The organism is Aurantiacibacter gilvus (assembly GCF_038289935.1).
GTDB classification, from domain to species: domain Bacteria; phylum Pseudomonadota; class Alphaproteobacteria; order Sphingomonadales; family Sphingomonadaceae; genus Alteraurantiacibacter; species Alteraurantiacibacter gilvus.
In genome coordinates this window covers 190,443-211,330 of sequence record NZ_JBBYHV010000001.1, presented here as the reverse complement: position 1 = coordinate 211,330, position 20,888 = coordinate 190,443, and the positions used below count along the sequence as shown (strand labels likewise).

General features: G+C 65.3%; 20 protein-coding genes and 1 tRNA gene. 14 read left to right on the top strand and 7 right to left on the bottom strand.

Annotation, left to right across the window (positions count from 1 at the left end; all coding sequences use genetic code 11):
• The first annotated feature begins 36 nt into the window (after positions 1–36).
• The 5 genes from AAEO60_RS01025 (at position 37) to AAEO60_RS01005 (ending at position 7,225) form a co-directional block, all read left to right on the top strand.
• Positions 37–3,261 carry an amidohydrolase family protein gene (locus AAEO60_RS01025; protein ID WP_423970047.1) on the top strand — a complete coding sequence of 1,075 codons (3,225 nt, stop codon included), beginning with the start codon at positions 37–39 and terminating at the stop codon, positions 3,259–3,261.
• A 308-nt stretch (positions 3,262–3,569) separates the two neighbouring features.
• Positions 3,570–5,525 (top strand): Tad domain-containing protein, encoded by a 1,956-nt coding sequence (locus AAEO60_RS01020; protein WP_341671779.1) that lies wholly within the window; start codon positions 3,570–3,572, stop codon positions 5,523–5,525.
• On the top strand, positions 5,522–6,127 hold the full coding sequence (locus AAEO60_RS01015; protein WP_341671778.1) for a TadE/TadG family type IV pilus assembly protein: 606 nt from the start codon (positions 5,522–5,524) through the stop codon (positions 6,125–6,127). Before AAEO60_RS01020 ends, AAEO60_RS01015 begins: the two co-directional genes overlap by 4 nt.
• Positions 6,127–6,795: a TadE/TadG family type IV pilus assembly protein gene (locus AAEO60_RS01010; RefSeq protein ID WP_341671777.1), complete on the top strand. Its 669-nt coding sequence runs from the start codon at positions 6,127–6,129 to the stop codon at positions 6,793–6,795. The genes AAEO60_RS01015 and AAEO60_RS01010 overlap by 1 nt, the downstream gene beginning before the upstream one ends.
• Before the next feature lie 22 nt (positions 6,796–6,817).
• Positions 6,818–7,225, top strand: a complete 408-nt coding sequence (locus AAEO60_RS01005) for a hypothetical protein (protein ID WP_341671776.1) — start codon at positions 6,818–6,820, stop codon at positions 7,223–7,225.
• 28 nt (positions 7,226–7,253) lie between these two features.
• Here the strand turns inward: AAEO60_RS01005 and AAEO60_RS01000 are convergent.
• The 4 genes from AAEO60_RS01000 to AAEO60_RS00985 all read right to left on the bottom strand — a co-directional run bounded on the left by AAEO60_RS01000 (position 7,254) and on the right by AAEO60_RS00985 (position 10,259).
• Positions 7,254–7,327: transfer RNA gene (locus tag AAEO60_RS01000), tRNA-Gln, on the bottom strand.
• 68 nt (positions 7,328–7,395) lie between these two features.
• A complete protein-coding gene (locus AAEO60_RS00995) occupies positions 7,396–7,821 on the bottom strand; it encodes a DUF2147 domain-containing protein (protein WP_341671775.1) in 426 nt (141 codons plus the stop codon).
• A 36-nt stretch (positions 7,822–7,857) separates the two neighbouring features.
• Positions 7,858–8,844, bottom strand: a complete 987-nt coding sequence (locus AAEO60_RS00990) for a radical SAM protein (RefSeq protein WP_341671774.1) — start codon at positions 8,842–8,844, stop codon at positions 7,858–7,860.
• The gene (locus tag AAEO60_RS00985; RefSeq protein WP_341671773.1) at positions 8,844–10,259 is read right to left on the bottom strand and encodes a dihydrolipoyl dehydrogenase family protein; all 1,416 of its coding nucleotides are present in this window, start codon (positions 10,257–10,259) and stop codon (positions 8,844–8,846) included. The genes AAEO60_RS00990 and AAEO60_RS00985 overlap by 1 nt, the downstream gene beginning before the upstream one ends.
• 101 nt (positions 10,260–10,360) lie before the next feature.
• Here AAEO60_RS00985 and AAEO60_RS00980 point away from each other — a divergent pair, with 101 nt between their 5' ends.
• On the top strand, positions 10,361–11,410 hold the full coding sequence (locus AAEO60_RS00980; RefSeq protein ID WP_341671772.1) for a methyltransferase domain-containing protein: 1,050 nt from the start codon (positions 10,361–10,363) through the stop codon (positions 11,408–11,410).
• The gene (locus AAEO60_RS00975; protein WP_341671771.1) at positions 11,404–12,474 is read left to right on the top strand and encodes an SDR family oxidoreductase; all 1,071 of its coding nucleotides are present in this window, start codon (positions 11,404–11,406) and stop codon (positions 12,472–12,474) included. Before AAEO60_RS00980 ends, AAEO60_RS00975 begins: the two co-directional genes overlap by 7 nt.
• Here AAEO60_RS00975 and AAEO60_RS00970 read toward each other — a convergent pair.
• A complete protein-coding gene (locus tag AAEO60_RS00970; protein ID WP_341671770.1) occupies positions 12,404–13,129 on the bottom strand; it encodes a glycosyltransferase in 726 nt (241 codons plus the stop codon). The two genes, AAEO60_RS00975 and AAEO60_RS00970, sit on opposite strands and share 71 nt — an antisense overlap.
• Positions 13,126–13,707 (bottom strand): TIGR04282 family arsenosugar biosynthesis glycosyltransferase, encoded by a 582-nt coding sequence (locus AAEO60_RS00965; protein ID WP_341671769.1) that lies wholly within the window; start codon positions 13,705–13,707, stop codon positions 13,126–13,128. The genes AAEO60_RS00970 and AAEO60_RS00965 overlap by 4 nt, the downstream gene beginning before the upstream one ends.
• A 121-nt stretch (positions 13,708–13,828) precedes the next feature.
• Between AAEO60_RS00965 and AAEO60_RS00960 the strand changes: the two genes are divergently transcribed.
• Both AAEO60_RS00960 and AAEO60_RS00955 read left to right on the top strand, forming a co-directional pair.
• Positions 13,829–15,022 (top strand): Ppx/GppA phosphatase family protein, encoded by a 1,194-nt coding sequence (locus AAEO60_RS00960; protein WP_341671768.1) that lies wholly within the window; start codon positions 13,829–13,831, stop codon positions 15,020–15,022.
• Positions 15,022–15,690 (top strand): RlmE family RNA methyltransferase, encoded by a 669-nt coding sequence (locus AAEO60_RS00955; RefSeq protein WP_341671767.1) that lies wholly within the window; start codon positions 15,022–15,024, stop codon positions 15,688–15,690. Before AAEO60_RS00960 ends, AAEO60_RS00955 begins: the two co-directional genes overlap by 1 nt.
• Positions 15,691–15,711: 21 nt before the next feature.
• Here the strand turns inward: AAEO60_RS00955 and AAEO60_RS00950 are convergent, their stop codons facing one another.
• Positions 15,712–16,359, bottom strand: a complete 648-nt coding sequence (locus AAEO60_RS00950) for a c-type cytochrome (RefSeq protein WP_341671766.1) — start codon at positions 16,357–16,359, stop codon at positions 15,712–15,714.
• 120 nt (positions 16,360–16,479) lie between these two features.
• Here AAEO60_RS00950 and AAEO60_RS00945 point away from each other — a divergent pair, with 120 nt between their 5' ends.
• The 5 genes from AAEO60_RS00945 to AAEO60_RS00925 all read left to right on the top strand — a co-directional run bounded on the left by AAEO60_RS00945 (position 16,480) and on the right by AAEO60_RS00925 (position 20,884).
• Positions 16,480–17,376, top strand: coding sequence for a prephenate dehydratase (locus AAEO60_RS00945; protein WP_341671765.1), 897 nt, complete (start codon positions 16,480–16,482; stop codon positions 17,374–17,376).
• Positions 17,376–17,867 carry a GNAT family N-acetyltransferase gene (locus AAEO60_RS00940; RefSeq protein WP_341671764.1) on the top strand — a complete coding sequence of 164 codons (492 nt, stop codon included), beginning with the start codon at positions 17,376–17,378 and terminating at the stop codon, positions 17,865–17,867. The genes AAEO60_RS00945 and AAEO60_RS00940 overlap by 1 nt, the downstream gene beginning before the upstream one ends.
• A 115-nt stretch (positions 17,868–17,982) precedes the next feature.
• Positions 17,983–18,660, top strand: coding sequence for a hypothetical protein (locus AAEO60_RS00935; RefSeq protein ID WP_341671763.1), 678 nt, complete (start codon positions 17,983–17,985; stop codon positions 18,658–18,660).
• Positions 18,657–19,910, top strand: a complete 1,254-nt coding sequence (locus AAEO60_RS00930; RefSeq protein WP_341671762.1) for a DUF4350 domain-containing protein — start codon at positions 18,657–18,659, stop codon at positions 19,908–19,910. The genes AAEO60_RS00935 and AAEO60_RS00930 overlap by 4 nt, the downstream gene beginning before the upstream one ends.
• Positions 19,907–20,884: an AAA family ATPase gene (locus AAEO60_RS00925; RefSeq protein WP_341671761.1), complete on the top strand. Its 978-nt coding sequence runs from the start codon at positions 19,907–19,909 to the stop codon at positions 20,882–20,884. The genes AAEO60_RS00930 and AAEO60_RS00925 overlap by 4 nt, the downstream gene beginning before the upstream one ends.
• Positions 20,885–20,888: the final 4 nt, after the last annotated feature.

Here is a 20,888-nt window from a genome sequence, read left to right as displayed (position 1 = left end):
GCGCCGGGACTCCAAGCAATCACAGGCCAAAGACACATGACGCCCATGCGCAAGATCGCCTCGTTCGCCGCAATTCTCCTCGCCACAACCGCAGCACCGCTTACCGGCATTGCCCAGGAAGCCGAGAGCGAGGAATGGGACGTCAATGCGCCACCGGGCGTGGACGTGCGACAGGTTCCGATCCGCACCGACGAAGGCACATGGATGGACGTCGACGTCTCGCCAGACGGGCAGACGATCGCCTTCTCGCTGCTGGGCGACATCTACACCATGCCGATTGCCGGCGGTACGCCGACGCGCATTGCCGAGGGCCTCGCCTGGGAAGTCCACCCGCGCTTCTCGCCCGATGGCAGCCGCATCGCCTTCACCTCTGACCGTGGCGGCGGCGACAACATCTGGATCATGGACGCCGACGGCAGCGACATGCGCCAGCTGACCGACGAGAGCTTCCGCCTGATGAACCAGCCGAGCTGGTCGCCCGATGGCCAGTTCATCGTCGCCAAGAAGCATTTCACCACCGGCCGCAGCCTCGGCACCGGCGAGATCTGGATGTACCACGTTTCCGGCGGCTCGGGCGTCGCGCTGGTCGAGCGGCCCAACGAACAGCACCAAAAGGAACTGGGCGAGCCGGTGTTCTCGGCGGACGGCAGCGCGGTCTTCTACACCCGCAACATCACCTCGGGCGGCACCTTCGTATACGCGCAGGATTCCAACCAGGACCTGTTCAACATCGAACGCTACGACCTCGCTACCGGCGAGATCACCACGGCGGTGTCGGGCCTTGGCGGTTCGGTGCGCCCTGCTCCCTCGCCCGACGGAACCATGATCGCCTTCGTCCGCCGCGAAAACCTGCAGTCCGAACTGTGGGTGCGCGAGATCGCCGGCGGCCGGGAATGGCGCGTATATGACGACCTCGACCGCGACGTGCAGGAGACCTGGGCCGTTACCGGGGTCTATCCCAACATGGACTGGACGCCGGACAGCCGTTCGATCGTGTTCTGGGCCGGTGGCCACATCCGCCGCGTCGATGCCGACGGCAACAATGGTGCCGTCATCCCGTTCACGGTCAACGACAGCCGCGGCGTCCTGCCCGCGCCGCACCCGCAGATCCCCGTCGCGGTGGATGAGGTCGAAGTCTCCATGGCGCGCTTCGCCGAGGTCTCGCCCGATGGCCGGACCGTGGTGTTCGAGAGCCTTGGCCGCCTCTACACCATGCCCGCCCGCGGCGGCACGCCCCGCCGCCTGACGGCCGATTCCGAGGACGCCCGCGAGCTGTTCCCCTCCTGGTCACGCGATGGCTCCACCTTGGCCTACGTCCGCTGGACCGATGACGGACTGGGCGAAATCCGCACCATCGGTGCCAATGGTCGCGGTGGCCGCGCCATCACGTCCACGCCGGGCCATTATGCCCGCCCGCATTTCTCGCCCGACGGATCGACCATCGTCTTCGAAAAGGGCAGCGGCGGCTACCTGACCGCGCCCGAATATTCGAACAATCCCGGCGTCTACCGCGTCGCGGCCAACGGCGGCGAACCGGTGCTGGTGAGCCGCGACCATGCCCGCCCGCATTTCGGCGCGAGCAGTGACCGCATTTTCATGACCGGATCGGACGGCGACGCGCAGGTGCTCGTCTCGACCGACCTCAACGGCGAAGCCGTGCGCACCCATGCCACGGGCGAGATGGTAACCGGCTACATGGTCTCCCCCACGGGCCGCTATTTCGCCTTCACCGAGAACTACGATGCCTATGCCATGCCGCTGATGCCCGGCGGCCAGGCGGTGAGCGTCTCCGGCTCTGCCGGCGCACTGCCGGTGGTCGAAGTATCGGATTCGGGCGTCGACTACGTCCACTGGGCGAACGGCGGCGACACGCTGTTCTGGTCGCTCGGCCCGACGCTCTACCGCGCCGAACTGGCGGACCTTTTCGCCGACGCTCCGCCGTCGGACGATGACGATGCCGACGACGGCTATTCCCAGCCGGAGAGCGGCGTATCGATGCTGCGCACCGTCACGGCAGACCGGCACGAAGGCCAGCTATACATTATGGGCGCGCGCATCATCACCATGGCAGACGAAGACGGTGGGATCATCGACAACGGCTATATTCTGATCGAAGACGGCGTCATTACCGATGTCGGACGCGGCGCACTATTTATTCGAGAGGACGTCCCCACCATCGATGCCAGCGGCCGCACCGTGATCCCCGGCCTGATCGACGCCCACGCGCACGGTTCGGTCGACAGCGACGAGGTGGTGCCGCAGGTCAACTGGAACCTCACCCAGGCGCTGGCGCTGGGCACGACGACCATCCACGATCCTTCCAGCGACACCGCCTTCTTCGTCGCCGAGGACATGCAGCGCACGGGCCAGTTGCTGGCACCGCGCATGTTCAGCACCGGACGGATCATCTACGGCGCGCGCAATCCCTATGCCTATGCGCAGATCGACACGCTCGACGATGCGCTGGACCACGTCCGCCGCCTGCGCGCCGAGGGTGCTCCAAGCGTCAAGAACTACAACCAGCCGCGTCGCGACCAGCGGCAGATGGTGGTCGAGGCTGCGCGGCAGGAGAACATGCTGGTGGTGGCCGAAGGTGGTTCGCTGTTCGGCATGGACATGAACCTGATCATCGACGGCAACTCGACGCTCGAACACAATGTCCCGGTCGAAGTGTTCTACGAGGACGTGCTGCAGCTGTTCGAGGGTGCGGAGACCAATTACACCCCGACGCTGGTGGTAGGTTACGGCGGCCTTGCCGGCGATCCCTACTGGCGCCAGGCGACCAACGTCTGGGAACAGCCGCTGCTGCAGGCGCATACCCCGCCCGCCATCCTGCGTGCCGAGACGGCGCGCCGCACCACGGCACCCGAAGGTGACTTCGTCGACGACGATATCGCCCGCGAAGCTGCCCGCGTTGCCGAGCGCGGCGTCGAAGTTTCCATCGGTGCCCACGGCCAGCAGGCCGGCATCGCTGCCCACTGGGAGATATGGTCCTTCGTGCGTGGCGGCATGAGCCCGCTGCAGGCCCTGCAGGCCGCGACGATCGTTCCCGCTCGCTCGCTGGGCATGGATAGCGAAATCGGCAGCCTCGAAGAGGGCAAACTGGCTGACCTGGTGATCCTCTCGGGCAACCCGCTGGAGAATATTCGCTATACGGAACAGGTGGAAACGGTAGTGCTGGGCGGCCGGGCCTACGACGCGGCAACCATGAACGAAGTGGTCACCGGCGACGAAGTGCGCGTTCCTTACTGGTGGGAATAGCCGGAACAGGCGGAAAAACGGGGGCGATCCTAAATCAATCGTCAACCTTCGCGGGCCTAGTGAAACGGAGCGATTGAACGGTCGTGCAAGTCCAATTCTTGCACGCGGATTGCGGCTATCGCCCGCGTAACTCCAAATTAACCATGCCATCCCACTGAAGTTTAAATCCATTTTTCTATTCCCCGCATGATCGACTGGCATTCCAACCGGAAAGGCCGTGTTGAAAAGATGGGGAACTCAAGATGGCGTCCAGGGGATTTCAGAGCCAGTGGGAACAGCGCGTCCAGCGCGCAAGCCCAGGTGCGAGCTTGTTTCAAGACGAGGCCGGCAGCTTCCTGCCGATGGCCGCTGTCGGCTTTCTCGTGCTGGCTGCAATCGTTGGCGGCGGCGTTGACCTGAGCCGCGCGCACAAGGCGGAGAACCGCCTCCAAGCAGCTTGCGACGCAGGCGTGCTGGCAGGACGTCGCGCAGTCGGTGTGAACGGCTTTGACGAGGTCGCCCAGGATGAGGCCGCGGCCTTCTTCGCCAACAACTTCAACCCTGACCGTCAGGGTGCCACGGATACGGTTTTCGAACCGAACACTGACGACAACGGCAATACCATCGTCGCCACCGCATCGGCTGACGTGCAGACGACCATCATGGCCATCTTCGGCTTCGACATCATTCCGGTAAGCGTGACCTGCTCCGCGTCGATGGGTGTCGGCAACAGCGACGTGACCATGGTGCTCGACTCCACCGGGTCAATGGACTGGTCGCTTGACTATGGCGGGCCGAGCAAGCTGTCGATGCTGCAGGACGCGATGAAGGCGTTCTACGACACGGTCGAGGAATCCACCGCTGGCGGCAATGCGCGTATCCGCTATGCCTTCGTGCCTTACAGTTCGACCGTGAATGTCGGCCGTCTGCTCAGCCCCAGTTACCTCGTCGAAAGCCGTACGATCCAGTCGCGCGAACCAGTCTATGAAACCATCACGGTCGAGGAATTCGCCGGCTGGGAAGACTCGGTCAGCTCCAGCGCCAGCGGCGAAAGCAACGAATGGGTGGATGACGAAGGCGACGTAAACGGCAACGAATACAACAGCCGTAACGAGTGTACGGCCGACCTGCCCAGCAACACCGGCTGGTCCAACGTCGGCAACACCTCTTCCGACACCGAAACCACCATCAACGCGCAGGGCCAGCAAGTCGTTACGACCACGCAGACCCAGCGCCAGCAGCGTACCGAATATACCTGCGTACAGGAACGGCGCGGCCGTGGTCGGTGGAGCCGCACCTACTATTCTGCCCGCTACACGCGCTACGAACGCGACACCTTCGACTACGCTTTCGAAACCAGCGACCCTATCATGGTGACCACCACCACGACGGAATTCGATCACTACGTCTACCGTCCGGTCACCTACGACGTCAGCAGCTACAAGGCCTTCAGTTCGGTCACCACGACCACTGGCGATGACGGCGATGACGTCACCTCGCTATGGGATGGCTGCATCGAGGAGCGCAATACCACGCCGGCGGCCAGCTTTGCCTACGACTCGATGGTCGGAATCACACCGGTCAGCGCGAACGACCTCGATATCGATTCTGCAACGGTAAGCTCCGATGACGACACCAAGTGGGCACCACTGTGGCCCGAGGTCGCCTATTACCGCACCTCCTTCGTCAGCACCGGCCGCGGCCGTGGTCGCTACGACCTGTCGAACAACGGCGACAGCCTGACAGGCGGCCAGGCGCCCTCGTTCTGCCCGCAGCGTTCGCAGACGCTGACGGAGATGAGCGAAAGCGCCTTTGACGCCTATGCGGACTCGCTGCGGGCGGAAGGCAATACCTATCACGATATCGGCCTGCTCTGGGGCGCCCGTCTCAGCTCGCCGACCGGCATCTTCGCCGACAACGTGAACGCCTCGCCTTCGAACGGCGGCAATGTCTCGCGGCACATGATCTTCATGACCGACGGGCAGATGCAGCCGAGCAACGCGATCCAGAGCGCCTACGGCGTCGAGTTCCACGACCGGCGCGTCACCGCCAACGGTGTGAACCTGCAGACCGAACGCCACACCTCGCGCTTCCTCGCCATCTGCGACGCAGTGAAGGCGCGCGGCATCCGCCTGTGGGTGATCGCCTTCGCCACCGGCCTGACTGACGACCTCGAAGCCTGCTCATCGGAAAACAGCGCCTTCACCGCCGAAGACGCCGACGAGTTGAACGAGGCTTTCCAGGAAATCGCCAACGAGGTCGGCGAGCTGAGGATCGTACAATGACCAGCGCGAGCCGCGAACATGGCTTCGCCCGCCGCCTTGCCCGCGCCGAAGACGGCGTCACCGTGGTGGAATTCGCGCTGATCGCGCCGACATTCCTGCTGCTGCTGCTGGGGACGCTCGACATTGGCCAGATGGTCTATGCCCAGTCGGTACTCAACGGCGCGGTACAGTCGGCCGCACGCGATGCCTCGCTGGAGCGCGGCGACACCGATGCCGCTGACGACTTGGTGCTAGCGCGCGTTGGCGGCATCATGCCAGGCGTGGAACTGGAGACCGAGCGGCGCAGCTATTACGACTTCGCCGACATCGATCGTCCCGAACAATGGAACGATTCCGATGACAACGGCATCTGCAACGATGGCGAAACCTATACCGACGAGAACGGCAACGGCCAGTGGGACGAGGAAGTCGGCGTGTCCGGCAACGGCGGTGCCAACGACGTGGTGATCTACACCGTGCGGGCTTCCTACGAACCGATCTTCAAGGTGCCTTTCCTGCCCGAAGCCTGGGAAGGACGGACGCTGGAATCCTCTGCGATCAAGAAGAACCAGCCGTTCGCCGACCAGGCCGAATATTCCTCCGCTGCAGGAGCCTGCAACTGATGGCCAAACTTCGTACCCGCATCGCCCGCCGCCTGCCGCTGCTCCGCCGCGACGAGGAGGCGGTTTCGACGCTCGAGTTCGCGCTGATCCTGCCGCTGTTCATCACCTTGGGGCTCACCGGGGTGGAAATGGCCTACATGGCGACGGTCAACATGCAGGTCAGCCAGACAGCGATCTCGCTGGCTGACAATGCCTCGCGCCTCGGCCAGACCGATAACTCCAGCGTCACGCCCACGGTGACCGAGGCCGATATCGATTCAATTATCGGCGGCGCGCTGCGCCAAGGCGAATCCTTCAATCTCGAGGAGAACGGCCGGATCATCCTGTCCAGCCTGGAATACGACGAAGTCACGGGCCGGCAGTTCATCCACTGGCAGCGCTGCCGCGGTTCGCTGGACCGGGATTCGCTCTATGGCGACGATGGCGACAACAACGGCCTTGGCAGCACGACCATCGTTGGCGTGGGCACTGCCGACAACCAGATCCTTGCGACAGAAGGCTCCGCGGTGATGGTGGCCGAGGTTTACTACCGCTACGACGGGATCATCAACGGCAGCTTCGGCGAGACCGCGGAATTCCGCCAGGAAGCCATCTTTACGATACGCGACGATCGCAACCTGACGCCCGGCGTGACCGGCGCTGACGGTGAATCCTCGTGCGACGACTGATTGATCTTGAGGGAGTGCTGACATGAACCGCAGACTGGCCCTGATGCTGGCTATCGCGATCCTGCTGATGGTGAGTACCTTCGCTGGCGAAGGCGGCGCACTGGACAATTTCACCAATGCCGACGGACAGCCGGTGAACCTGGCCGAGGCCGAGACCGAAACAGTGCCGGAGCCTGCCGAGCTGGCCGTCGCGCGGACCATTCCCACACCCGCGCCGCGCAGCACCGAACCCAGCTGGACCGAAGAGATCGGCATGTATGGCGAGGACGAGGACGAGGAAGAAGATGACGGCGGCTATGCCCCGGTTGGCACTGATCCCACGCCCACCGCGCCGCTTGCCCAGCAGCGCCAAGCCGCGCGCACGCCAAGCATCGGCAACCGTGGTAACGTAGGCGCACTCGATCGCCACCGTCTCGGCATCGAAGAGTAAGCCAGCTATTTAAGGGAAACCGGAAAGCTGGATGCCCCGCAAGGATTCGAACCTTGATTGACGGATTCAGAGTCCGCTCTCTTACCGTTAGAGGACGGGGCAATATCAGCTTTCTAGCCGGTAGGGGCGGGCCTCTATAACGCGGACCGGATTCGGTCAAGCCCGAGCCGTTAACGCAATGCCGGCCACATGCGCGTGCGGCAGAACAGGGTCACGCAGCCTTTCACTTCCAGCGCGCCGTTTGCGGCCGGACGTACCTCCGTCCGGTAGGTGTTCCCATCCTCCGGATTGTAGACCGTGCCGCGCCAGACGCCGTCATCCCAGCGCAGGTCCTGCAGCAGGCGGATCCCCAGGATCGGGCGGCTACGCAGGTCGGGATCGTCGTTGTGGGCATCGTTCATCGGCTCGCCCGGCTTGCGGCGGATGATCCGGGTGATCGTGCCGCAACGGTAATTGCCGCAGCGTTCCACCGTGATCTCCACGTAACCGTCGGTGTCGGAGTAAGTGCCGTCGATATTGCTCTGCGCCAGCGCCGGCATGGCAAGGCCTGCCAGCGTTGCGGCAAGTGCGACAGAGGCGGTGCGATAGAGTCCCATGCCCCCATTACGCACGAAGCGCCTGAACGGTCCATGTCAGGCTGAACAGCTTGCTCCGCCAAGGACGCAGAAGCGCGCGCAGTGCGGGTGGTTGAGCGGCACCTCGCGGTCGGCCTCGGCCACGGTGCCGCCAAGATCGAACTGCGGATCGTAGGGCAGCAGGGTGCAGGCCACCACGCGCGGCGCCGGCTCGCCCTTGCGGTGGACCACCATGCGCTGGCTGGCGCACATCACGTCGTCGGGGGACTTGCCGAGGATATCCCAGCAAGCAGTGGTGATCTCGGCAATGTCGGCGCTCGCGTCCATCTCCGGGAAGAGCACCAGCCGCGCGGGATCGGCGCAGTCGATAGCGATCCCCTCGGCAGCGAAGAGCGCGGCATAGGCCCCGCGCGCATCCGCATCGCTTTCGCCTGCCAGGTGGCGCCCGGCAGCCGCCAGCGAGAAGCCGCCCGCCGACAGCCATCGCAGCCCGTCCAGCATAGGCGCCCACGAGTTCGGACCGCGCTCGGCTTCGTGCACGGCCTGCGAATGATGGTCGATGCTCACGCGGATTGTCAGCCTGTCGCCATAGGACTCGCGCAGCCTCAAAAGCTCGCCTTCGTGGCGGCGCATGGGCTTCATCGCGTTGGAGAGCACCAGCACCTCGTGCCCGCGCGACAGGGCGTCCTCCACCATGGCAATGATTTCGGGGTTCATGAACGGCTCGCCCCCGGTGAAGCCGATCTCGCGCACACCACGATCCGCGATCTCGTCGAGGAAGCGCGCCACGTCGGCCGCAGCCATGTAGACCAGCGCGTCGTTGGTGGGGCTGCTCTCGATGTAGCAATTGGCGCAGGCGAGGTTGCACAGCGTGCCGGTGGCGAACCACAGCGTGTCGAGCTGGCGCAGGCCGACCGTGGCGCGCGCCTGGTCCTTGGCGGTGACGAGCGGGTCGGAGAACTTGGCCGTGGGCAGTCGCTCGCCCTTCACGGCAAAGGGCGACGGGCCGGCGGGCGCGTTACGGGTCTTTGCCCTGCTTGCCATCAGAACGCCCGCCTGATCTTGGCGAGGAAGGCCACCCAGCGCTTGGGCCATTTGCCGAACAACGTCGGCTCCCATGCGGCAAATGCTGCCGCCTTCACGATCTCGGCGCGGGTGGGATAGGAAATCACCGCCCCGCCCACGTCGAAGGTGCTCGCCTTGCCGGTGATCATCTGGGTGATCGGCAGCAGCAGCTCGCCCGCGTTCACCCCGCAAATCGAGGCTCCGACCACCTTCTTGCCCTTCAGCATCATCTTGAGGTGACCCTTGTCGAGCCCTTCTGCAACGGCGCGTTCGTTGTGGTCGAAGTGCTCGGTCACAACGCGCAGCTTGTCGCCGTACTTCGCGCGCGCCTCGCTTTCTGTGAGACCCACCTGCGCGACTTCGGGCTCGGTATAGGTGCACCAGGGCAGCGCACGCCAGTCGACCTTGGTCGGCAGGCCCAGCGCGATCTCCAGCACCACGTTGGAGCCTTCGTAGCCGGAGACATGCGTCAGGCGCGGCCCTTCGCGGCAATCGCCGATCGCATAGATATGCTTCAGGCTGGTGCGCCGCCGCGCATCGACCTTGATGCCATTGCTGCCCAGCGCCACGCCCTGTTCCTCCAGCCCGTAACCCGCCGTGCGCGCCTTGCGACCGGTGGCAACCAGCAGGTGCGATCCTGTGACGTCCTCACCGCCGTCCGTAGAGACGGTGATCGCGCCCGGCCTGCCGGAAACCTTGGCCGCCTTGCCTCTGATGAAACGCACGCCTTCGGCTTCCATCACCTGTTTCACCACGGCCACCGAATCGCGGTCGTCGCGGCCCATCAGCTCGCCCGGCTCGATCACGGTGACCGTGCTGCCGAGGCGGCAGAAACTCTGTGCCATCTCCATGCCGATCACGCCGCCGCCGATGATGACGAGGTGTTCGGGCTGCTCGGCCAGGTCGAACAGGTTTTCGTTGGTCAGGTAAGGGACGCCATCGAGCCCCTCGATCGGCGGTACGGCCGGTCCCGATCCGGTGGCGATGACAATGCGCGGTGCCGTCAGCTTGCGGCCACCCACCTCGACCTCGTTGGGGCCGGTCAGCCGCGCCCAGTCAGCGATGACCTCGCAGCCCATCTCCTCGAACCGCTCAACCGAATCGTGCGGCGCGATGTGGGCGATGGCGTCGTGGACGTGGCGATGGACGCCGCTCCACTCGACCCTGGGGGCAGCCAGCTGCACACCGGCGCGCATCTCTTCCCGCGCTTCGGCGGCACGCTTGGCGCTGGCAATCAGCGCCTTCGACGGCACGCAGCCGTTGTTCAGGCATTCGCCGCCCATCTTGTGACCTTCGATCAGGGCCGTCTTCAGTCCGAACAGCGCGCAGCCGCCCGCCGCAGTGAGCCCTGCAGCGCCGCCGCCTATCACAATCACGTCATGCGTGTATTTCACGCGCTTCCCCTTGGCCCGGCTTTGGGCGTAACCTTTTCAGGATGGCCGACGAAGTGCATCTCGTCCATGCATCCTTTCGGACCCACTGGAGAAACGGTTTCATGAATCTCGAAAACTCGCAGAACTACTACGGCAAGGTGCTGGCAGGCTCTGCCGACTTGCGCACCGATGCATGCTGCACCTTCGAGATGCCCGCGCCCTCGATCCGCGAGGCCCTGCGCAATGTCCATGAGGAGGTAAAGGCGCGCTATTACGGCTGCGGCCTCGTCGTGCCGCAGACGCTGGAAGGCTGCCGCGTGCTCGACCTCGGTTCCGGCAGCGGGCAGGACGCCTACCTGCTGGCGCAACTGGTGGGGCCGAAGGGCTCTATTACCGGGGTCGATGCCACGCCCGAGCAACTGGCCGTCGCCAACGCCCACAAGGACTGGCACGCCGAACGGTTCGGCTATGCCAATGTCGAATTCGTCGAGGGCGATATCGAGAAGCTGGACCAGCTGGGGCTGGAGCCGGAAAGCTTCGACGTGATCGTCTCCAACTGCGTGATCAACCTGGTGGCGGACAAGCCCGCCGTCTTCGCCGCCGCGCACAGGCTGCTGAAGCCGGGCGGCGAGCTCTACTTCTCCGACGTCTATGCCGACCGCCGCGTACCGCAGCACCTGCTGGACGATCCCGTGCTGCACGGCGAATGCCTGTCCGGCGCGCTCTACTGGGGCGACTTCGACCGCATCGCCAAGGCCGCCGGCTTTGCCGATCCTCGCCTCGTTACCGACCGTCCGCTGGGCATCAACGATGCCGAAGCGGCGGACAAGCTGGCGGGTATCGGCTTCGTCTCGGCCACCTACCGCCTGTTCAAGCTCGCCGGGCTGGAACCGCAGTGCGAGGATTACGGGCAGGCCGTGGTCTACAAGGGTACGATGGCCGAACACGAGAAGCGCTTCGATCTCGATGCGCACCACGCGATCGAGGCGGGCCGGGTCTTCCCGGTCTGCGGCAACACCTGGATGATGTTGGCCGACACGCGCTTTGCGCCGCATTTCGACTTCATCGGCGACTTTTCACGCCACTACGGCGTCTTCCCCGGCTGCGGCACGGCCGTGCCTTTCGGCCAGTCCGACGCCAATCCCACGAAAAACGACGCTCCCTGTTGCTGAGCGTCCTCGTCACCGGCGCTGCCGGCCTGATCGGCGGTGAAGTCTGCGCGCGGCTTGCGGCGCGCGGGGCTGCGGTAACGGCCATGGTGCGCCGGTCGCGCGAGGTGCGCGGCAATGACGGCGCGCCGGTGGCTGGGATCGAGCAGGTTTCCGGTGACGTGACGCAGCCCCTGATGGGGCTGGAGCCGCGCCGGTTCGACCTGGTGATCCATTGCGCGGCGGGCCTCGAATTCGATGCGCCGCGCGAGGTGCTGGCCGCCGTCAACGTTGAAGGCACCCGCAACGCCGCCGCCTTCGCCAAGGCAGCAGGCGCAAGGCTGGTCCACGTCAGCACGGCCTATGTCTGCGGCACGCGCGAGGGCGCGATTGCCGAAGGACCGGTGCCCGCAGGCACGCGCTTCACAAACAATTACGAAGCGAGCAAGGCGCTCGCCGAGCAGGTCGTCGCGGAGAGCGGCGTGCCTTTCGCCATAGCCCGCCCCTCGGTCGTGCTCGGCGACAGCGCGACCGGCGCGATCCGCGAGTTCCCTTCCTTCGCCAACGCCTTCCGCCTGTTGGCGCGCGGCAAGATCAGCACTTTCCCGGCGCGGCAAGGCGCGACCATCGACTTCGTGCCGATCTGTCATGTGGCAGAGGGTATCGTGCGGCTGGCCGAGCGTTTCGAACAAGCCCATGGCGGCCACTTCCACCTCGTCGCCGACACGCCCCTGCCCGCCGCCGAACTGGCGCACGGCATCGCCCGCGTGCCGCACCTGCCCGATCCTGTGGTGGTTGAGCCCGAGGTGCTCGATATGGCCAGTCTCCGCCCTGCCGAACGGCTGCTGATGGGCCACCTGCTGGACACTTTCGGCCCCTACTTTACCCGCAATCCGCGCTTCGACGACAGACGCTTCCGGCAAGTGACCGGCCTCGCCTGTGGGCGGACGGACAACAGCTGGCTCGACCGGCTGATCGGCCATGCCATCGACGTCGGTTTCCTGCCGCTGGCTCCCGTCAGCGCACGTCCGGGTAATGCCGTTCCAGCCGCTCGCGAATGCCGAGCGCCCATAGCATCCCGACCTTGAAGTATATCCAGTTGGCCTTGAGCGGACCCCATTCGGCGATCCGCCGGTCACTGGTGACAACGGTGCGGCGGACCAGCTTCACCCGGCCATAGCGCGTGAGGCGGACGCAGAGGTCTGCCTCTTCCATCACCTTGGCCTCGGGGTCGCAGCCACCGCTTTCGAGGAACTGCGCACGGCGGAAGAACATCGCATGGTCGCCAAACAGCAGCCGCACCCCGCGCAGGAACAGGTGCGGACGGGTCAGCAGCGGCGCGTACCAGGTCTTCAGCCAGTTGTGCGCCGTGGTGCCCCAGCGAGTCTTCTCCGGTCCGCGGATGATCGGGGTGAAACCGGCCAGCGCGATCTTCGGGTCCGACAGCGTCTGCTCGATCACCGCCACCATGTCCGTCGGCGGAATGGTGTCGGCGTGCAGGACGACCACCAGCTCGCCTCTGGCAGCCCCGACCCCGGCATTGATCTGCCTGCCGCGCCCGGCATCGGTGACCATGACACGCCAACCGGCAGCATCGGCCAGGGCAATCGAGCCATCCTCGCTTCGGCCATCGACGGCCACGATTTCCAGCGGCGCGGGATCCAACCTGGCAAGGTGCTTGGCCAGCTCCGGCAGCGCCGCCGCTTCGTTGAGCATGGGAATGACGATGGAAACGCGACTCACGGCAGCAACTCGGGCCATGCGGCAAGGTCTTCGGGCCGGTCGCAGTCGTCGAGCTCGCCAAGCAGGCGATAGGGCACGTTCTGCTCTACCAAGCGGGCTTCAGTCCTCGCTCGAACCGTTTCAGTCCCCCACGGCATGTCCTGCCAGAGGAAGGGCATTTTCGCAGTAAAACCAAGCAGGTAATAGCCTCCATCGCTGGCCGGACCGATCACCACCGGGGCCTGCGCCAGCGCCGCTGCGGCTGCCGTCAGGTGCTCCACCCGCAGTCCCGGAATATCTGCTCCCAGCAGGATCGCCGGAGCCACAACCCGCGCCAGCCGTGCGCCGAGGTCGCCCTCGCCCTGCTCCACCAGCGGGACGTCCTCGCCCAGCCATGCAGCGAAGTCTTCGCGCGGCGCCCCGGCAAAACGGACGGCGAAGGGCAGCCCGCTTGCCCGCATGGTCGCCAGCGTCTTCTCCACCAGCTTGCGGTGCACCTCGGCCGCGCCTTGGTCGCCCAGCAGCGGAGCCAGCCGGGTCTTCGCCTCCCCGGCACGCGGATACTTGGCGAACAGGGCAATCGTGGGAGGAGACACCATGGAACAGCCCTAACGCTGTGTCCGACTTGTGCCAATCCGCCCGTTGGTATAGCCTGAAACCAGGTTTCCGCTCGTCGCGCTTTACAGCACGGGCGGGTGATAGATTATTTGGAATACGAAAATGGCGGATATCAATCCGCCGGAAGAACGCGAAAAGGCCGGTAACAGGGCGCCCAAGGGGCAAGCAAGGCGACCGAACCAGCACAACGGCCACGATAGCAGTTCCGGCGACAATAACAGAGGCGGACCGCGCAATGCGCGCCCGAAGGCGGCCAATTGGCGCCGCCCTCCACACAAGAGCTTCAAGCAGGCATATGCGGCGATCGACCTCGGCACCAACAATTGCCGGCTGCTGATCGCGCGCCCGTCCGACGGGAACTTCGTGGTGATCGACGCCTTCAGCCGCGTGGTGCGGCTGGGCGAAGGGCTGGCGCAGAACGGCCGCCTGTCAGACCAGGCCATGGACCGCGCCCTGGGTGCGCTCAAGGTCTGTTCGGACAAGCTGCGCAAGCGCAACGTCCACCTGGCCCGTTCAGTTGCCACCGAGGCTTGCCGCCGCGCCAACAATGGCGAGGCCTTCATCGAGCGGGTGAAGGACGAAACCGGCATCGTGCTCGACATCATCAGCGCGCAGGAAGAGGCCCGTCTCGCCGTCCTGGGCTGTCACATCCTGCTGGAGGACGGCATCGGACCGGCTATCATTTTCGATATCGGCGGCGGCTCGACCGAACTGGTGCTGATCGAACCCGGCGCACCCGTTCCGCGCATCCTCGATTGGCAAAGCGTGCCATGGGGCGTTGTTTCGCTGTCGGAAACCGTAGGCAAGGAGCCCGAGGACGAACATGGACGGCTGGCGCGCTATACCAAGATGAAACAACTGGTGCGCGACAGCTTTGCCGAGTTCGCCGAGCGGATCGACCAGCACAAGGCCCCCGAACAGCGCCTGCTGGGCACCAGCGGCACGGTGACCACGCTCGCCAGCGTCCACCTCGGGCTGCCGCAGTACGACCGCAAGGCGGTGGACGGGCTGATCGTCCCGGCGGAATCGATGCGCGATATCTCCCAACGCCTGTCCGGCATGTCGCCTTGCGAGCGCAGCCAGCTCGACTGCATCGGGCATGACCGGGCAGACCTTGTCGTGGCGGGCTGTGCCATCCTCGAGGCGATCCTCGACATCTGGCCTGCTGAGCGGCTTGGTGTGGCTGACCGCGGCATTCGCGAAGGCATCCTGCGCAGCCTGATGGCCGCTGATGCCGAGGGCTACGAGGCCCAGGCCGCCCTGCGCCGGATCAAGCAATCCGGAGGACTTCGCTGATGTCGCGCGCCGGACAGGATTCGCACCGCCGCCTCAAGACGGCAAAGAAGCGCAAGGCATCGAGCCAGCGCTGGCTCGAACGCCAGCTCAACGATCCGTATGTAAAGCGCGCGAAGGACGAGAACTATCGCAGCCGCGCCGCCTACAAGCTGATCGAACTGGACGAGCGATTCGAGCTATTGAAGGGCGTGCAACGCGTGCTCGACCTGGGCATCGCGCCGGGCGGCTGGGCACAGGTCGTACGTCGCAAGGTTCCCAAGGCGGCAATCGTCGGCATCGACATACTCGAAACCGAACCGATCGAAGGCGTCGAGATCCTGCTGATGGACTTCATGGACGATGCCGCGCCCGAAGCGCTCATCGCCGCACTCGGCGGCCCGCCGGACCTCGTCATGTCGGACATGGCCGCCAACACCGTCGGTCACAAGCAGACCGACCACCTGCGCACAATGGCGCTGGTCGAAGCGGCGGCGTGGTTTGCCGTGGAAGTGCTCGACAAGGGTGGAGCCTTCATTGCCAAGGGCTTTGCCGGCGGTACCGACAAGGAACTGCTCGACCTGCTCAAGAAGCACTTCAAGACGGTCAAGCACGCCAAGCCACCCGCCAGCCGCAAGGGCTCCAGCGAGTGGTACGTCGTGGCTCAGGGATTCAAGGGACGCGCCGGATAACGGCGCGCATGCACCCGCGGATTATTCCGCGACGACGTCGGACATTTCCGAAATCGGATTTTCGGATTCTACAGCTTCGGCTGCCACACCTGCGGCTTCATCCGCGTCTACGACTTCGCCTTCGGCTTCCTCGGCAACCGGCACCGGCGGCAGGTCAGGGCCGCCGCCATAGTCGCGCATGTAGAGGATCAGGTTGGCGCGTTCTTCGGCGCTCGACAGGCCAGCGAAGCTCATCTTGGTGCCATTGGCAAAGGCACGCGGGCTGGCAAGCCAGGCGTCGAGGTTGTCGTAGGTCCAGTCGCCGCCGTGATCGGCCAGCGCACTGGAATAGGCAAAGCCCGGTGCGTGGGTAGCAATCGTGGTGCCGATCACGCCATAAAGATTCGGGCCGATACCGGTAGCACCGCCCTGTTCGATCGTGTGGCAGGCAGTACACTTGGCAAACACGGCTTCACCGGCAGCGGCATCGCCCGTGGCGAGCAGTTCGGCCAGCGACGGGCCAGCAGCTTCGCCGCCACCTGCTTCGCCAGCTTCAATCACGTAGCCGTATTGCTCGTCGTGGACCTCGGGGTTGTCCGCATGGAAATACTTCGAGCTGATCGAAGTGAGGCCGAGGGCGACAATACCGCTGGCGAGGACCCAGCCGAAGATCGTGTTGGTGTTGCTCATGACAAGTGATGTTCTGCCAGTTGGAAGTTTCGATGGGCGCTCTAGTGTGCAGAGGCGAAGGGCGCAAGGGTCGATGCACGCTTGTCGGCAGGGCGCGGCAAGGCTACCGGCCTTTCCCCAATGGAATCATATGCCGCCCCTGCGCTCGAACTGGTCGAGACCATGCACGCCGCTGCCGCGCAGGATCCTGCGCGCGCCATCGCTTTCCAGGGCGCGCCCGGAGCCAATTCGCACCGTGCGGTGAACGAATGGGCACCCGAGGCGCTGCCATTGCCATGCTACAGCTTCCTCGGCGCAATCGAGGCGGTGAAGGAAGGGCGCGCCAGCTGCGCGATGATTCCCATCGAGAATTCGCAGGCAGGCCGCGTGGCCGATATCCACTTCCTGCTGCCTGAAAGCGGGCTGTCGATTGTCGGCGAACACTTCCTTGCCATCGAACACGCACTGATGGCGCTGGACGAACAAGGGCCCTTCAAGGCCGCCTTCAGCCATCCGCACGCGCTGAGCCAGAGCCGCCACTACCTGCGGGAAAAGGGCATCGTGCCGCTGGCCCATGCGGATACGGCAGGCGCTGCGGCACACGTGGCCGAGCTGGGCGATCCCGAAGTGGCAGCCATTGCCCCGCTGCTGGCGGCAGACCTCTATGGCCTGAAAGTGGTGGAAGAAAACGTCGAGGACGCGGCCGACAATACCACGCGATTCGTGGTGCTGGCGCGCGAGCCCCTGGACCCGGCAAGCCTGGCCGGACAGCAGGCCATGACCACCTTCGTCTTCGAGGTGAACAACGTGCCTGCGGCGCTCTACAAGGCGCTGGGCTGCTTCGCCACCAACGGCGTCAACATGACCAAGCTGGAAAGTTACCAGAAGGGTGCCAGCTTCGCCGCCACCATGTTCTATGCCGATATCATCGGCGCGCCGGGCGATCCGGCAGTCGACCGCGCCTTCGAAGAACTGCGCTTCCACTGCAAGCAGGTGCAGATGTTCGGCAGCTATCCCATGGCGAGGCCGCGCGGCTGATGGCGCAGGATGGCCGCAAGCTGCCAGCGGCAGCATTCACCATCACCCCTGACCCGCTCGAAACCGCTGACGTGCTGGCCCTGCTGGAGCGGCACCTCGAGGAGATGCATGCCAATTCGCCCGCCTGCAAAGTCCATGCTCTCGATGCCTCGCGGCTGAAGGAGCCGGGCGTCACCTTCTACGCCGCGCGCATCGACGGGGAGCTGGCAGCGGTCGGCGCGCTGAAGCGGCTGGGGGACAGCCAGGGTGAGGTCAAGTCGATGCGCGCAGCCGACAGCTGGCGCGGTACCGGCGCGGGCGAGGCCATCCTGCTCCACCTGATTGCCGAAGCACGCGCCGAGGGGTTGACCTGGCTGGGCCTCGAAACCGGGCAGGGTCCCGTGTTCGAACCGGCCCACGCGCTCTACCGCAAGCACGGTTTCGCGCCGTGCGATGCCTATGCCGACTACGTGATCGACGAGTTCAGCACCTGCATGGGGCTCGACCTCTAGCCTCCAAGCCGATTTGGCCCCGATATCCGTATCATAACGGAGCGAGAACGCTTTTGTGCGGTCTGCACCAAGGCAGGCGTTGCGTCGCGCCCAAGCCCGTGCAAACAATGGTATTGTGACAACGGGCCAGGGGAATGAAGCGCTACCGGCGCAAGGCGACGATGTCGCAAGCGCGTGGCGCGAGATACGCGCTGACGGCGATATCCAGTTCAGCCCCGTGGAAATGCCCGAAGCCCAGGCGGAGCCTCCGCCGGACTGGCTGACCGAGCTGGTCCAATGGCTGGCAGACGTGTTCGCACCGATCGGCCGCTTCCTCATCTACATCTGGCCGGTGCTGATGTGGGTGCTGATCGTCGCCGGCGTCCTGATCGTCGCCTACTTCCTGATCAACGCCTATGCCCCCGGCACCTTCGGTCGTCGCGGGCGCGGGGCAAGATCCGGAAACAAGAGCGAGGAATGGGTTCCGGAAGAGACCGAGGCTCTTGCCCTGCTGGAGGAAGCGGACCGGCTGGCCGCATCGGGCGATTATGACGAAGCCACGCACCTGCTGCTCAAGCGTTCGGTGGGCCAGATCGCCGAAGCGCGGCCTGACCTTGTCGAGCCCAGCAGCACGGCGCGCGAACTGGCCAGCGAACCGCGCCTGCCGGAAGCCGCGCGCAATGCCTTCGCCCTGATCGCCGCACCGGTGGAACGCAGCCTGTTCGCCCTGCGCAAGCTGAGCCAGGATGACTGGCAGGCGGCCCGCGCGGCCTATGCCGATTTCGCACTTGCGCAAAAGGCCCTTGGGTCATGAGCCGGGCCGCCAATCCCTTCCGCCCCGCAGTGGTACTCGGCCTGCTGGTGGTCGGCGCGCTGGCCTTCCTGCTGCTGCTCTACGCGCTGGGACAGGGCTGGAACGGCGACGACGAACGCGATGGCGGCAGTCACGCGGCGGCCAACGGGCTGAACGGCTATTCCGGCCTCGTTACCTTGCTGGAAGAGACCGGCCATGAGGTCAGCCTGTCGCGCAATCCCAGTGGCTACAACGACTACGGCCTCCTCGTCCTCACCCCGCCGATCTGGAGCGACCACGAAGAAATCAACGAGATCATCGAGACCCGGCGCGACAATGCCAACGGGCCGACCCTGCTGGTGCTGCCCAAATGGATCGCTTTCCCGGTGCCCGATGTGCCGGGCTTGGAGTCGGAGGACGGCTGGGTGACCCTGCTCGGGCCGGATTCGCCCGAATGGTTTGCGGGGCTGGAGATCGGCGAAGGGGCCGAACTTTCGGTCGGCAAGACCGGCGGCTGGCAGGGCCTCGCCCGCAACGGTGACTTGCCCGACGAAGATGTAGTCCAGGCCCTGACTACCCAGCCAGAAGTCGAACTGCGCGCCATGGTGGTCGATGACGAGGGCGACGTGCTGGTTGCGCGGGTAGAAGAGCCCAGCGAGTACGAATACTACGACCCCTGGCCGGTGATCGTCGTCTTCGAACCGGACCTGCTGAACAATTACGGCATGGCGGACGAGGAGCGCGCCCGGCTGGCGCTCGACCTCATCGCCATCGCTACCGAAGACAGCGGTATGCCGGTGCAGTTCGACCTGACGCTCAACGGCCTTGGCGCCAGCGACAACCTGCTGACCCTCGCCTTCGAGCCGCCTTTCCTCGCCGCCACCCTGTGCATGATCCTGGCCGCGCTGGTGATCGCCTGGCGCGCCTTCCGCCGTTTCGGCCCGCCGGTGGCAGAGGCGCCGGCCATGGCCCGGGGCAAGCGGCAGCTGGCGCGCAACGGCGCTTCGCTGCTCGAACGGGTCAAACGCTGGCACCTGGTCAAGCAGCCCTACGAGGACATGATCGGCCGCCGCGTAGCCAGCGCGCTGGGCCTCCGGATAGGCGACCACGATTCGCGCGAGATCGCCATCGACAAGGCGCTCGAAAAACGCGGCCACGACGGCCCGCCCTTCTCTCGCCTCGCAGGTGACCTGCGCGAGGCCAGCCGACCGCGCGACATCATTCGCGCAGCGCAGCGCTTACGGACATTTGAAAGGACGCTGACACAATGACAGATTCCACCGGGACCATGACGCTGGAACAGACCGCCGAACTGGCGAACACCATCCGCGCCGAAGTCGCCAAGGCCATTGTCGGCATGGACGAAACGGTCGACCACCTGCTGATCGCGCTGGTGGCGCAGGGCCACGTGCTGCTGGAAGGCCCTCCCGGCACGGCCAAGACCTTCCTCGCCAACTGCTTTGCCCACGCGACGGGGCTCGAATTCGGCCGTATCCAGTTCACGCCGGACCTGCTGCCGGGCGATATCCTGGGCTCCAACCTGTTCAACTTCCAGACCAGCCAGTTCACCCTGACGCGCGGCCCGATCTTCCGCGAGCTGCTGCTGGCTGACGAAATCAACCGCACGCCGCCCAAGACCCAGGCCGCCCTGCTCGAAGCCATGCAGGAACGCCGCGTGACGCTCGACGGCGAAACGCACTCGCTCGGTGACAGCTTCATGGTGGTGGCCACGCAGAACCCGATCGAGAACCAGGGTGTTTACCCGCTGCCCGAAGCCCAGCTGGACCGCTTCGCCTTCAAGCTGCTGGTGCCCTATCCCAGCCACGAGGAAGAGGCGAAGATCGTCGCCCGCTTCGGCGAACGCTCCGGCCCGCAGAGCCCGGCCGACTTCGGCATCACGCAGGTGGCAGACGCCGCTGCCGTGGCCGGAGCCCAGGCTGCGGTGAAACATGTGACCCTGTCGAACGACGTGATCAACTATGCCGTCTCGCTGGTGCGCGCCACGCGCGAGAACCCGAACATCGCCAGCGGCGCGTCCCCGCGTGCTGCTGTCCTGCTGGCCAATGCCGCCCGCGCCCGCGCCGCGCTGGAAGGCCGCGCCTATGTCATCCCCGACGACGTAAAGGCGCTCGCCACGGCTTGCCTGCGCCACCGCCTGCTGCTCTCGCCCGCTGCCGAAATCGAAGGCAAGCAGGTGGAAGAACTGGTCGCCGGGATGATCGACGCCACCGAGGCACCGCGCTGACCCC